Below are 13,074 nucleotides of genomic sequence, written 5' to 3'. Positions count from 1 at the left end.
CTTCGGGATCCTTGGGCTCATCCTGCGGGTAGGACTTCCTGCGCAGGAGCAGCGGTAGGAACAGGACCGCGATGCCCGCGTAGAAGGCAGGCTCCCAACCCGTGAACATGTAGGTCACCGCGAGCGCGGCGGCGACCAGCCACCGCAGGACATTGAGCTGTTGGGGCGACGGTCGGGGAAGCTTGTCGATCACAACGCCACGCCGAGCAGGGCATCGACGGCCGTGCGGACCGTTCGGCCCGCCTGCGGGTCAGCCGCCGAGTCGTCGGCCGCCCACGCATCGATCGCGGCGAGGGCTGCGGGTGCATCGAGGTCGTTCGCCAGCGCCGTCCGGATGGACTGCAGCACCTCGGTGCCCGAGGGAGCGAGCGTCCGGCTCACGGCGTCGCGCCAGGCGGCGAGCCGCGCCTCGGCCCTGGTGATCTCGTCGTCGAACCATTCCCAGTCGGCGCGATAGTGGTGCGCCAGCAGGGCCAACCGGATCGCCATCGGGTCGCGACCCTCTGCCCGGAGCTTGGAGACCAGCACGAGATTGCCCTTGGACTTCGACATCTTCTCGCCCTCGAAGCCGACCATGCCGGCGTGGACGTATGCCTGGGCGAACGCCTCGTGCGTGACGACGGTGGCCTCGGACGCGGACATCTCGTGGTGCGGGAACACCAGATCCGAGCCGCCCCCTTGCACGTCGAACGCGACACCGAGGTGCTCGAGGGCGATCGCAGCGCACTCGACGTGCCACCCGGGGCGGCCCTTGCCGAGCCGGGTCTCCCACGCCGGCTCGTTGGGGCGCTCGGCCTGCCAGAGCAGGCAGTCCAGCGGGTGCTTCTTGCCGGGCCGGTCCGGGTCTCCCCCACGCTCCGGGAAGATCCGCAGCATCTCGGTCTCGCTGAGGCCGGAGACCTCGCCGAACGCGGGATCGGCGTGGACGTCGAAGTAGAGGTCGTCATCCACGCGGTAGACGGATCCGGCCTTGTCGAGTCGGTCGATGAGGTCGACGACCAGGTCGATCGTCTCGACGGCACCGACGTAGTTGGCCGGAGGGATGATCCGCAGCGCGGTCATGTCCTCGCGGAACAGCTCGATCTCGCGGGCGGCCAGGTCGGCCCAGTCGACACCCATGGCCACGGCGCGTTCGATCAGTGGGTCGTCGACGTCGGTCACGTTCTGCGTGTAGTCGACCTCGATCCCGCGGTCGAGCCAGGCGCGCTGGAGCAGGTCGAAGGCGAGGTAGGTCGCGGCGTGCCCCATGTGGGTCGCGTCGTAGGGCGTGATGCCACAGACATACAGGCGCGCCGAGCCGGATGGGTCGACCGGACGTACTTCGCCGGATGCCGTGTCATGGACGCGTACGACCGACCCTTCACCAAGTCCGAGGTCGCCGAGTGACGGGACGTCGGGGCGTGACCAGCTGCGCATGAGGCGAGCGTATCGGCTCAGCGGTTGCGGCCTGTCGACGGCGTCAGTGAGGATCCCGGGGGCAGAATGACGACGTGATCATCGACTGCGCGGTCTACCGCGATGGCGTGCGCGAGAACACCGGGAGTGACACCGAGTCCCTCGATGCCGCGCTTGCCGCCCTGGGCCGGGACGACTTCCTGTGGATCGGCATCGGCAATCCGACGAGCGATGAGCTGCATCGAGTGGCCGGGTCACTCTCGCTCCACCCGCTCGCGGTCGAGGACGCGCTGGAAGCCCATCAGCGACCCAAGGTGGAGCAGTACGAGGACCACCTGTTCATGTCGATCCGCACGGTGGCCTACAGCGACGACGACATCACGACGCACGAGGTCAACATCTTCCTCGGCAAGAACTTCCTCCTGACCGTGCGCCACGGCGGCCCGTCCCTCAAGGACGCCAGGCAGGCCGCGGAGCGGATGATCGAGCCGCTGTCGCACGGACCCACTGCGGCGCTGTACGCCGTCGTCGACAAGATCGTGGACCACTACGAAGCGGTCGCCGCAGAGCTCGAGATCGACGTCCAGGAGGTCGAGAGCTCCGTCTTCTCGAACGAGCGATCCAACGACTCGTCCCGCATCTACCGGCTCAAGCGCGAGACCCTGGAGTTCCGCCGCGCCGTCATGCCGCTCAAGGAGCCGGTCATGCGCTTCGCCGTCAGCACGATGCCCGAGGACACGCGGCCGTACTTTCGCGACATCGCGGACCACCTCACCCGCGCCGCAGAGGCGATCGATTCGATCGACCACCTGCTCGACAACGCCCTGCAGGCCCATCTGGCGCAGCTGAGCGTCCAGCAGAACGAGGACATGCGAAAGCTGACAGCGGGCGCCACGATCTTCGCCGTGCCGACCGCGATAGCCGGAATCTACGGGATGAATTTTGAGCACATGCCCGAGCTCACCTGGACGTACGGCTATCCGCTCTGCCTCGCGGTCATCGGTGGTCTGTGCCTCTACATCTACCGTCGGTTCAAGCGCTCCGGCTGGCTCTGAGTCGCCGCGTCGACAGCGAGATCTGGGGTGCCGGCGTCCGGCACCCCAGATCTCGATTTGCCTGGAGCTACTTCACCTCTGACCGCATCAGGGACCAGAGGCCGAACGCCAGCGGCGCGACGAGCCAGACCAGGCCGGTGACGGCCAGGTGTGACCACTGGCTGGTGCTGAGCGATCCGTTGAACAGCGCGGTCTGGGCGTAGTTGAAGTCGACCCACGGGCGCAGCTCGTCGAACCAGTTCTGGGTCGCGGCGAGCACCTCGGTGATCGTCGGCAGGGCGAACGAGTAGACGAAATAGGCGACGATCGCGGCAGCGGAGTTGCGGATCACCACACCGAGCATGAAGCCGACGAGCATCCCCAGGACCTGGGCGAGCACGATGTTGGTGAGGTCGACGACTCCCGCGTCCCACACCGGGTCGATGCCGAGGATCGCGGACCCCGCCAGGGTTCCGACGACACCGATCGCCATCGCGAGCAGCATCGAGACGACGCTGATGCCGACGGTCACGGCGGCCTTTGCGGCGATCGTCCTGCTGCGATGAGGCACGAGCGTGAACGTCGTCAGGCCGCTGCGTTGGCTCCACTCGCTCGTGACCGACAGCACCGCGATCATCGGCAGGATGATCGCCATCGGGAAGCCGATTGCGGTGGCGAAGGTCGAGTAGGTGAGCTCGGAGTCCGGGGCCCAGAGCAGGACGGCGCCGGTCGCCAGCAGGGCTGCGATGCCGATGCTGGCCATGAGCCAGAACCCGGCGCGCGTGTCGAAGCACTTGCGCAGCTCGACCGACACCAGGCGGGTGAACGGGATCGGCCCAGGCACGGGCCGCTCGGGCCGGCGGGTCGTGGTCGCAGGTGCGGTTGCGGTGATGGTCATGCGGCTGCTCCTTCGGTGATGATCTCGCGCTGGGTGTCGGCGGTGAGCTCGAGGAACATCTCCTCAAGGCCCGCGCCCTCGGCTGCCCGCAGCTCGATGAGCGGGACCCGCGCATCGTGAGCGACCTTGCCGACGAGCTCGGCGTCGGCCTCGACGCGCAGGGTGTTGTCTCCGCCCGTCGCGGAGCTCGTGGCGTACGCGACGCCCGAGGCCGACAGGGCCTCCGCCAGCGTCGTGACGTCGTGCGTACGTACGAGGGTGCCGGCGGACGCGAGCAGCTCGTCCTTGGTGCCCTGCGCGACGATCCGCCCGTTGCCGATCACGACGAGGTCGTCCGCGATGACCTCGATCTCGTGCAGGAGGTGCGATGACAGCAGCACCGTGGCCCCTTGGTTGGCGTAGCCGCGCAGCAGGTCGCGCATCCAGCGGATGCCCGCGGGGTCGAGACCGTTGGCGGGTTCGTCGAGGATCAGGACCTCGGGCTCGCCGAGCAGGGCCGTGGCGATGCCGAGTCGCTGGCGCATGCCGAGTGAGTAGTTGCGCACACGCCGGTCTGCCTCGGCCGCGGTCAGGCTCACGAGGTCGATCATCTCCTCGACTCGCGCGGCCGGAAGGCCCATGGTGCGCTGAGCGATGGTGAGGATCTCGCGACCTGTGCGGCCGGCGTGCTGGGCGGATGCGTCGAGGAGGACGCCGACCTCCCGGCCCGGGTTCGGCAGGTCGCCGAACCTGCGGCCGCACACCGTGACGTGGCCGGACGTGGGTGGCGTGAGGCCGACCATGACCCGCATGGAGGTGGACTTGCCGGCGCCGTTGGGGCCGAGGAAGCCGGTGACCCGGCCAGGCCGGGCCGTGAACGTGACGTCATCGACTGCTGTGAAGCGGCCGTACGTCTTGGTGAGGGAATCGACTGTGATCATGGCACCACTGTCGATGCCGAGGACGGCCTGACACATCGGGGATCAGGCGACGCTCGTCCCGTACCCAGCCCTGAGCTGTCCCTGAGATGAACCCTGACGCTGACCTGCCGGCCGGCGAACCAGACCTAGCCGACGGTGGTGCCGGCGGTGATGACGCCGGCGCCGACCAGCACGAGCACGAGCGAGCCCAGCCCGATGCGGTAGAACACGAACGGTGTGTAGGAGCGGGTGCTGACGTAGCGCAACAGCCAGTGGATCACCGCGAGTCCGACGACGAACGAGACGACCGTGCCGACGATCGTGGGGCCGACGCCGTAGTCGTTCTCACCCCCGATGTCCTTGAGCTTGTAGACGCCGGCACCCACGACCGCGGGGATCGCCAGCAGGAACGCGTAGCGGGTGGCGGCCGCGCGTTCGTAGCCGAGGAACAGCCCCATGCTGATGGTCGCGCCGGACCGGGAGACGCCGGGTACGAGGGCGCCGGCCTGCGCCACGCCGAACAGGATCGCGTGACGCATCGTGAGGTTGTCGATCGGGCTGGACTTGCGCCCCACTCGCTCGGCGATGCCCAGCACGATGCCCAGGACGATCAGGGTCGTGCCGATGACCCAGAGGTTGCGGAACTCCTTGTCGATCAGGTCCTGCAGCAGCAGCCCGAGCACCACGATCGGCAGTGAGCCGATGATGACGAACCAGCCCATGCGCCATTCCTGCGCCAGCCGGGCCTCCCGGGAGAACACGCCGCGGACCCAGCCCGAGCCGATCGTCCAGATGTCCCGCCAGAAGTAGAGAACGACCGCAACCTCGGTGCCGATCTGGATCACCGCGGTGTACGCCGCTCCGGGGTCGTCCCAGCCGAAGAACTTGGGGAAGATCGCGAGATGTGCGCTGCTGGAGATGGGAAGGAACTCGGTCAGGCCCTGAAGGAGACCCAGGACCACGGCACGAAGGAAATCCACCGTGCGAGCCTACCGGGCACGTTCCACCCGTCCGACTAGCCTTGCGGCATGCAGTATCGCCGCGTGGGTGGATCGGGGCTTGAGGTCTCACGGCTTGCGCTCGGCACCATGACCTGGGGCACGGCGGTCGATGCGTACGAGGCCGAGGAACAGCTGTCGATCTTCCTCGACGCGGGCGGATCGCTGGTCGACACGGCTCCCATCTACGGCGACGGTGCGTGCGAGGAGCTGCTCGGCACGCTGATCAACAAGGCCGACGCGCGTGGCCGCATCGTGCTCGCCGGCAAGGCCGGTCTGATCAAGCGCGGCGACCGCATCGACCGGGACAGCTCACGGCGTACGCTCCTCGACCAGCTCGACCTCTCGCTGCGCCAGCTCGGCACCGACCACCTCGACCTGTGGCAGATCCACACCTGGGACGCTGAGACCCCGATCGAGGAGACGCTCGGCACACTGGAACACGCCGTGCGCACGGGACGTACGCGCTATGTCGGCATCTCCAACTATTCCGGCTGGCAGACTGCCCTCGCCCACACCTGGCTGAAGGACCGGGCCGACGCACTCCAGCTGATCAGCACGCAGGTCGAGTACTCCCTCGTCAGGCGCGAGGCCGAGGACGAGGTCATCCCGGCCGCCCGCCATCTCGGGATGGGCGTCCTTGCCTGGTCCCCGCTGGGGCGCGGCGTGCTGACCGGGAAGTATCGCGGCGGCGTCCCGTCAGACTCACGTGCCGCCGACCCGGCCTGGGAGGCGTTCGTCTCGAAGTACCTCACGCCACAGAAGTCAGCCGTCGTCGAGGCGCTCGCCCGCGCATCCGAGGGTCTGGGCGTCACGATCGCGCACGTGGCCCTCGCGTGGCTGCTGGAGCGCCCCGGGGTTGCGTCGGCCATCGTCGGGGCACGTACGACATCACAGCTGCAGGAGAACCTGGCGTCGGAAGATCTCGAGCTCCCGCCCGAGATCGTCCAGGCCCTCGACGACGTTTCGGACGGTGCACGCTAGCCAGGATGTTGGGAAGGTGAATCGATGATCGAGTACGAGTTCTGGAACCTCACGATCGACCGCACCAAGTCGCGCACGGCCGTGTGCCGGATGCTGACCGACGCTGCGGAGTACCAGGGGTGGGAGCTCGACCGATTGCGCAAGGACGGCACGGGGCAGCGCACCGTCGTGCTTCGCCGCAAGATCATTCGCATGCGCAGCACGCTGTAGGCGGCTGGAGATCGCGGCTAGATCAGGTTGAGGAACTCGTCGAAGACCTTCGAGCCGAACGCCAGCGCGTCGACCGGTACGCGCTCGTCGACGCCGTGGAACAGCGCCGTGAAGTCGAGGTCGGCCGGCAGCCGCAGCGGCGTGAAGCCGTACGACGTGATGCCGAGCTTGTGCCACGCCTTGGCGTCGGTGCCGCCGGACATCAGGAACGGCGCGATGTGCGCCTCTGGGTCCTGGCTGTGCAGCGCGACCGTCATGGCATCGACGAGGTCGCCCTCGAACGCGTACTCCAGCGCCGCGTCCGTGATGTAGGGCTCGACCGTGACGCTGTCGCCGACGAGGCCGCGCACGGTCGGCACGAACGAGTCGGCGTGCCCGGGCAGGTAGCGCCCGTCGACATAGGCGATCGCCTCGCCCGGCACGACGTTGTGCTTGTAGCCGGCCTCCAGCATCGTCGCGTTCGTCGTGTTGCGGATGCCCGCGCCGATCATGCGGATGGCCGGCCCGAACTGCTCGAGCAGCTCGTCGGCAGAGCCCTCCTTGCCGGTGAGCTCGCGGACCTTGGCCAGCAGGAGCGTCATCGACGGACCAGGCTCGTCGGGCCACCGGTGCTCGCCGAGAGCCACGAGGGCCTGCGCCAGGTGGGTGACGGCGTTGTCGCCGTTGCGCATCGAGCCGTGGCCGGCCGTCCCACGGGCCCGCAGGCGCATCCAGGCGATGCCCTTCTCGCCGGACTCGATGAGATAGAGCCGCTTGCCGCCGATCTCGGTCGAGAACCCGCCGACCTCGCCGATCGCCTCGGTGCACCCCTCGAACAGGTCGGGGTGGTGCTCGACGAGCCAGTGCGCGCCGAGCAGGCCGCCGGCCTCCTCGTCGGCGGTGAACACCAGCGTGATCGGCCGGTCCGGGATGACACCCGCACGCTGGCGGGCGCGTACGACCGACAGCAGCATCGCGTCGAAGTCCTTCATGTCCACCGCACCGCGGCCGAACAGGTAGCCGTCGACGACCTCGGCGGCGAACGGGTCGACCTGCCAGTCGCTCCCCCGAGCCGGCACGACGTCGAGGTGGCCGTGGATCAGCAGCCCCGGGCGAGACGAGTCCTGGTTGCCCCATCGGGCGACGAGGCTGGCGCGGCCCGACTCGGACTCGAAGATCTCCGACTCGATGCCGACCTCCGCGAGCGACGCCGCGACGTACTCGGCGGCCTTGCGCTCACCCGGTCCGGAGGCGTCGCCGTAGTTGGAGGTGTCGATCCTGATCAGGTCGCGACAGATGTCGAGCGCTTCGGATTCCGGCGAGTACCCCATACGGTGATCCTACGCACGGCACCACTGAATCGGAGACCACCCATGAGCTCGCTCGTCATGTCGATGACCATCTCCCTGGACGGGTACGCGACCGGCCCCGGGGTCAGCATGGAGAACGCGATGGGCATCGGTGGAGAGGCGCTGCACGAGTGGCTGTTCGACGGGGACGAGACCGACAAGGCCGTCGGTGAGAGCCTCTCGGCCGGCATCGGCGCCTGCATCGTGGGGCGCGTCATGCACGACCTCGGCATCCCGCACTGGGGCGACGTCCCGTTCCCGATGCCGACCGTGGTCCTGACGCATGAGGAGCTCCCGGACCGGCCCATGACCTCGGGCACGTTCACGTACGTCTCGGGCATCAAACCCGCCCTTGCGCGAGCCCGCGAGCTCGCGGGCGACCAGGACGTGCTGCTGATGGGCGGCCCCGGCGTCATCCGGCAGTACCTCTCGACCGGTCTGGTCGACGAGCTCCGCCTGAGCATCGCCCACCTGTTGCTGGGCGATGGCCGACGGCTGTTCGAGGGGATCGGCAACCCTCCCCCGCGGTTCGAGGCGGTCTCCTCGCGGTCGTCCAGGCTCGCCACGCACCTCGTGCTCCGCACGGTGCGCTAGGAGCCACACTCTGCAGATGCGGACGTCCACCGCCGGACGTACGTTCGAAATATCCGCAGCGGGTCACACATGTGACCTCGGGTCGGGCGCCTCGACGGTAAGGCACGCCAACCGACGCGCCTTTCATTCCGCCAGAGAGCGGGGGCCTGGCACGAGAAATCCAGGGGATAATTTCCATGCGCAAGTTGCTATTGACTGCCGCCACGACGGTGCTGTTCGTCGGCGGCTCTGCCATGTCCGCAGCGGCTGCTCCGTTGCCCGACAACTGTACGAAGACGCAAGGCACCGTCACGTGCACGACATTCGACGGTCCGGGCAAGAACCAGGGAGGTGTCGGCTCGACGTCAACCGATGAGACGCAGGGCAACACGAAGAACACGAGCCCTGAGCCTCAGGACCTCGAGTCGGATTGCACGTGGAGCCCGCCAAGCAGCCAGGGAGCGCCGAACTCCTGCTGATCTAGGCGAGCAGCCCGTCGATCACCCGTGAGAAGACGCGCGTGCTCACAGCACGCGTGAGGTGGTCGAGCGCCCTCGGCAGCCCGCGTACGTGGAGGTCCTCACGCCACGTCACGCGGCTGCCGGGGCCGCGCGGCTCGACGAGGACCTCGGCCCATCCGGTCACGAAGCGTCCGCGCTTCTCGAGGCGGCAGAACGACGGTTCGCGCCACTCCACGACCTCCATCGGGTCGTCGAAGGCCGCGCGCCAGAATCCGGTGCGGGCGATGAATCCGCTGTCGGTCAGGATGATGCGGGTCAGCGGCACATGCCGTGCGTGCTGCTCCCAGTCCGTGAGCCGCTTCCACGACTCCTCGGGCGGCAGGCCCACCTCGCGAACGATCTCGAAGAGGGCCACGGCATCATCGTAGGCATGCGCACCATGCCGTTCACCTCGATCGCCGACGTCAAGGCCAAGCTCGCTGCCGCGGGATATCTCGCCTCTGAGGCCGTGGCGACGACCGTCTTCCTCGCCAGCGAGCTCGGCAAGCCGCTGCTTGTCGAGGGTCCGGCGGGTGTCGGCAAGACCGCCCTGTCGAGCGCCGTCGCGGAGGCGTGCGGCGCCGATCTCGTACGCCTGCAGTGCTACGAGGGCGTCGACGAGGCCCGGGCGATCTACGAGTGGAACCACGCCAAGCAGCTGCTGCGCATCACGGCCGGCAAGGACGAGACGTGGGACGAGGCGCGCAACGACATCTTCAGCGAGGAGTTCCTGCTCGCCCGACCGTTGCTGACGGCGATCCGCAACACCGGCCCGACGGTCCTGCTGATCGACGAGACCGACAAGGCCGACGTCGAGATCGAGGGCCTGCTGCTGGAGGTGCTCGGCGACTTCCAGATCACGGTGCCGGAGCTCGGCACGATCGCCGCGACGAGCCGTCCGTTCGTCGTGCTGACGTCCAACGCGACCCGGGAGCTCTCCGAGGCGTTGCGGCGCCGCTGCCTGTTCCTGCACATCGACTTCCCCGACGCCGAGCTCGAGCAGGAGATCGTACGCCTGAAGGTGCCCGAGCTGGACGCCACGCTCGGCGACTCGCTCGTCAGGGTCATCAACGCGTTGCGGGCCATGCCGCTGCGCAAGGCGCCGTCCGTCTCCGAGACGATCGACTGGGCTCGTACGCTCGTCGCGCTCGGCGCCGACATCCTGGACGACCAGGTCGTCAAGGAGAGCCTCGGCGTGATCCTCAAGCACCAGGACGATCTCCAGAAGGCGACCTCGCGGCTCGACCTGGACGAGGTGCTGGGCGCGTCATGACCGCCCCACGAGTCGGCGAACCGGTGGCGCAGGACGTCGCCGGCCGGCTCGTCGAGTTCGTCGCCGCGCTTCGCAGCAAGGGCATCCCCGCCGGCACGAGTGAGACGGTCGACGCTGCCACGGTCGTCGAGGTCCTCGGCATGAGCGACCGGTCGCAGCTCCGGGAAGGGCTGGCCTCGGCCCTGGTCCGGCGCGGCGGGCAGCGCGACGTGTTCGACATGACGTTCGACATCTTCTTTCCGGCCGGGGTCGGGGTGCCGCAGGCGGCCAGGGACACGGATGAGGAGTTCGACCTCGACGACCTGCGGGACCTGCTCGCGATGGCGCTCGCCGAAGGTGACCTCCGTGCGCTGGAGCAGGTGGCCGAGATCGCCGTGGACCTCCTGGGCGCCGTCGGCACGGAGGGCTCGCCCACGGGTGGCTGGTCGGCGTACCAGACCCTGGAGCGGCTGCGGCCCCAGACGCTGCTGGTGCAGGCGTTGGGACAGCGCGGCGAAGGCGGTGGTGGCCAGGGTCAGGGACACGGTGGTGGCCAGGGTCAGGGCGGCGGCTTCACCGAGCGGCTCGAACGCGACGAGGTGCGGCAGAACATCGACCGGTTCCGTGCCCTCGTGGCGAGCGAGGCGCGACGCCGGACCGCGGAGCTACGGGGCCGGGACGTCGTCACGCGGCACGCGGTACGTACGGGCAGCGACCGGATCGACTTCCTGAGCGCCAACCAGCAGCAGCTCGAGGAGCTCGGGCGCATCGTCCGGCCGCTGTCGCGCAAGCTGGCCACCCGTCTCGCCGCCCGCCGTCGCAAGGCCACCCGCGGCAAGATCGACATCCGTCGGACCCTGCGACGCTCGATGTCGACCGGAGGCGTGCCGATCCGTCCCGTGTATGCCAAGCCGCATCCATCGCGGCCCGAGCTGGTCCTGCTGTGCGACGTGTCAGGCTCGGTGTCGGGCTTCTCGAGCTTCACGATGCACCTGGTGCAGGCGCTCAGCGGTCAGTTCAGCAAGGTGCGCGTCTTCGCGTTCGTCAATGCCATGGCCGAGGTGACCGACCTCGTCAAGGACGGCGGAGAGGACCTCGCCGGGCGCATCTCCCGCGAGGCCCGCATCACGAAGTGGCACACCAGCAGCGACTACGGCGAGGCGTTCGCCGACTTCCACGCCGATCACATGACGGCGATCGGTCCACGCACCGCCGTGCTGATCCTCGGCGATGCCCGCAACAACAACCAGGACCCCAACCTGGGCGCCCTCCACGAGATCAACCAGCGGGCCAGGCGGACGTTCTGGCTCAACCCGGAGCACTCGATGCGATGGGGTCTCGGCGACTCGATCGCGCCGACATACGCCGAGGTCGTCGAGATGCACGAGTGCTGCAACGTCGACCAGCTGACGAAGTTCATCACCCGGCTGCTGCCGGTCTGACCGTCAGCGCGGCCCCATCCGGAGCGCACCGTCGAGCCGGATCGTCTCTCCGTTGAGCATGGGGTTGGCCACGATGTGTGCGGCGAGCGCACCGTACTCCGCCGGGTCGCCGAGGCGGCTCGGGTGCGGGACCTGCTTGCCGAGCGAAGCCCGCGCGTCCTCAGGCAGCGAGGCCAGCAGCGGCGTGTCGAACAGTCCCGGTGCGATCGTCACGACCCGGATGCCGAGCGAGGCCAGGTCGCGGGCGATCGGGAGCGTCATCCCGACCACGCCGCCCTTCGACGCCGCGTAGGCCGCCTGGCCCATCTGGCCGTCGAAGGCAGCGATCGACGCGGTGTTGATGATGACCCCGCGCTCTTCGCCGAGCGGCTCGAGGGCGGCGATGCGCGCCGCGGCCAGGCGCAGCACGTTGAACGAGCCGATCAGGTTGATCTCGATGATCCGCTGGAACTTGTCGAGCGGGTAGGGGCCCTGCTTGCCGACCGTCTTGATCGCGTCACCCGTGCCGGCGCAGTTGACGACGACGCGGAGGTCTCCGAGCTCCGCAGCCACGTCGAGCGCCTGGTTGACCGCCGCCTCGTCCCGCACGTCGGCGGCCGCGAACCGTACGGACTCCCCCAGCCGGCTCGCGACATCGGCGCCCGGCGAGCCCGGCAGGTCGAGGATGACGACCTTGGCACCGGCGTCCAGGAGCGCCTCGACGGTGGCCAGGCCGAGGCCGGAGGCGCCACCGGTGACGACGGCTACGGAGTTCTTGACATCCATGTACGGTCCTCTGCTTCGGTTCGAACGACGAGTCCTGTGGTGCGCCCCTACGATCGCACAGCTGACCGGCGTACCTGGGCGCGGATCTGGCCCGACGCACGAGTTCGTCCCGGCGTCGGCTTTCGAGCCGTTGAAGACTCAGGCGGGCATGCCGGCCTCAGCCGGCACGTCGTCCTTCTTGGCGTTCATGAGGAACACTGCCACCGCCAACGACACCACGAGCATCATCGAGCCCCAGAAGAACGCCACGTGGTAGCCGTGGATGAGCGCGTTGCCGGTCGCGGTCCGCGGAGACTCGCCGGCATGATCGGTCAGGTACGCCGTGACAGCGCCTGCGTAGAGCGTGTTGAGCAGGGCGGTGCCGAGTGAGCCGCCGATCTGTTGCGACGTGTTGAGCAGAGCGCTTGCGACCCCGGCGTCGTGCGTCCCGACTCCGACCAGCGCCGTGCTGGACGCGGTGATGAAGACGCACGCCATGCCGATGCTCATCAGCATCATCGAGGGCAGGATGTATCCCCAGTAGGACGTCTCCTCCGTGATCTGGGTCAGCATGAGCATGCCGGCGGCCGTCGACGCCAGGCCTGGGACCATGAGTGGCATGGGCCCGATCTTCGGCAGCAGATTGGACACAAATCCTGCCGTGCCAATGATGCCGAGGCTGAACGGGAGGAATGCGAACCCGGCCTTCAGCGCGCTGTATTCCATCGTGATCTGGAAGTAGAACGTCAGGAACAGGAACATCGCGAACAGGCCCGCGCCGGCGAACAGGAACACCAGGTAGGAGCCGCCGCGGTTG

The 13,074-nt window shown here is 68.4% G+C and carries 15 protein-coding genes; 6 read left to right on the top strand and 9 right to left on the bottom strand.

The annotated features are described in order from the left end of the window. The coding region (locus tag V6M46_RS16460) for a hypothetical protein (protein WP_332667062.1) at positions 1–193 on the bottom strand (193 nt) is incomplete at its 3' end. After that, positions 190–1,416 carry a cysteine--1-D-myo-inosityl 2-amino-2-deoxy-alpha-D-glucopyranoside ligase gene (gene mshC, locus V6M46_RS16455; RefSeq protein ID WP_332667061.1) on the bottom strand — a complete coding sequence of 409 codons (1,227 nt, stop codon included), beginning with the start codon at positions 1,414–1,416 and terminating at the stop codon, positions 190–192. The genes mshC and V6M46_RS16460, both read right to left, overlap by 4 nt. A 74-nt stretch (positions 1,417–1,490) precedes the next feature. Between mshC and corA the strand changes: the two genes are divergently transcribed. After that, positions 1,491–2,450, top strand: a complete 960-nt coding sequence (gene corA / locus V6M46_RS16450) for a magnesium/cobalt transporter CorA (RefSeq protein WP_332667059.1) — start codon at positions 1,491–1,493, stop codon at positions 2,448–2,450. A 67-nt stretch (positions 2,451–2,517) separates the two neighbouring features. On the opposite strand, the gene V6M46_RS16445 is transcribed toward corA, so the two are convergent. The 3 genes from V6M46_RS16445 to V6M46_RS16435 form a co-directional block, all read right to left on the bottom strand. Beyond that, positions 2,518–3,327, bottom strand: a complete 810-nt coding sequence (locus tag V6M46_RS16445) for an ABC transporter permease (protein ID WP_332667058.1) — start codon at positions 3,325–3,327, stop codon at positions 2,518–2,520. Then, complete coding sequence (locus tag V6M46_RS16440) at positions 3,324–4,247, bottom strand: ABC transporter ATP-binding protein (protein ID WP_332667057.1); 924 nt, start codon at positions 4,245–4,247, stop codon at positions 3,324–3,326. Before V6M46_RS16440 ends, V6M46_RS16445 begins: the two co-directional genes overlap by 4 nt. A 125-nt stretch (positions 4,248–4,372) precedes the next feature. Next, positions 4,373–5,206 (bottom strand): undecaprenyl-diphosphate phosphatase, encoded by an 834-nt coding sequence (locus tag V6M46_RS16435; protein ID WP_332667055.1) that lies wholly within the window; start codon positions 5,204–5,206, stop codon positions 4,373–4,375. Between the two features lie 48 nt (positions 5,207–5,254). On the opposite strand from V6M46_RS16435, the gene V6M46_RS16430 reads away from it, so the two are divergent. Then, a complete protein-coding gene (locus tag V6M46_RS16430) occupies positions 5,255–6,208 on the top strand; it encodes an aldo/keto reductase (RefSeq protein WP_332667053.1) in 954 nt (317 codons plus the stop codon). Between the two features lie 24 nt (positions 6,209–6,232). Then, a complete protein-coding gene (locus tag V6M46_RS16425) occupies positions 6,233–6,418 on the top strand; it encodes a DUF5703 family protein (RefSeq protein ID WP_056396444.1) in 186 nt (61 codons plus the stop codon). Between the two features lie 17 nt (positions 6,419–6,435). Here V6M46_RS16425 and V6M46_RS16420 read toward each other — a convergent pair whose 3' ends face one another. Continuing rightward, on the bottom strand, positions 6,436–7,728 hold the full coding sequence (locus V6M46_RS16420) for a M20/M25/M40 family metallo-hydrolase (RefSeq protein ID WP_332667048.1): 1,293 nt from the start codon (positions 7,726–7,728) through the stop codon (positions 6,436–6,438). Positions 7,729–7,770: 42 nt separating this feature from the next. Here V6M46_RS16420 and V6M46_RS16415 point away from each other — a divergent pair, with 42 nt between their 5' ends. After that, positions 7,771–8,340, top strand: coding sequence for a dihydrofolate reductase family protein (locus tag V6M46_RS16415; RefSeq protein ID WP_332667046.1), 570 nt, complete (start codon positions 7,771–7,773; stop codon positions 8,338–8,340). A 459-nt stretch (positions 8,341–8,799) separates the two neighbouring features. On the opposite strand, the gene V6M46_RS16410 is transcribed toward V6M46_RS16415, so the two are convergent. After that, positions 8,800–9,195 carry an SRPBCC family protein gene (locus V6M46_RS16410; RefSeq protein WP_332667044.1) on the bottom strand — a complete coding sequence of 132 codons (396 nt, stop codon included), beginning with the start codon at positions 9,193–9,195 and terminating at the stop codon, positions 8,800–8,802. Between the two features lie 15 nt (positions 9,196–9,210). On the opposite strand from V6M46_RS16410, the gene V6M46_RS16405 reads away from it, so the two are divergent. Together V6M46_RS16405 and V6M46_RS16400 are read left to right on the top strand one after the other, a co-directional pair. Further along, positions 9,211–10,092 carry an AAA family ATPase gene (locus V6M46_RS16405; protein WP_332667042.1) on the top strand — a complete coding sequence of 294 codons (882 nt, stop codon included), beginning with the start codon at positions 9,211–9,213 and terminating at the stop codon, positions 10,090–10,092. Then, complete coding sequence (locus tag V6M46_RS16400) at positions 10,089–11,513, top strand: VWA domain-containing protein (protein ID WP_332667041.1); 1,425 nt, start codon at positions 10,089–10,091, stop codon at positions 11,511–11,513. The genes V6M46_RS16405 and V6M46_RS16400 overlap by 4 nt, the downstream gene beginning before the upstream one ends. A 3-nt stretch (positions 11,514–11,516) precedes the next feature. Here the strand turns inward: V6M46_RS16400 and V6M46_RS16395 are convergent, their stop codons facing one another. Beyond that, entirely contained in the window at positions 11,517–12,278 is a 762-nt protein-coding gene (locus V6M46_RS16395; RefSeq protein ID WP_332667039.1) for a 3-hydroxyacyl-CoA dehydrogenase, read from the bottom strand. Positions 12,279–12,416: 138 nt separating this feature from the next. After that, positions 12,417–13,074 (bottom strand): MFS transporter (locus tag V6M46_RS16390; protein WP_332667037.1); only part of this gene is annotated, 658 nt, incomplete at its 5' end.

Origin of the sequence: Aeromicrobium sp. (assembly GCF_036676885.1) — a bacterium.
Classification (GTDB): Bacteria; Actinomycetota; Actinomycetes; order Propionibacteriales; family Nocardioidaceae; genus Aeromicrobium.
Note: the sequence above shows the minus strand (reverse complement) of the source record. Positions and strands in the feature narration are given on the sequence as shown.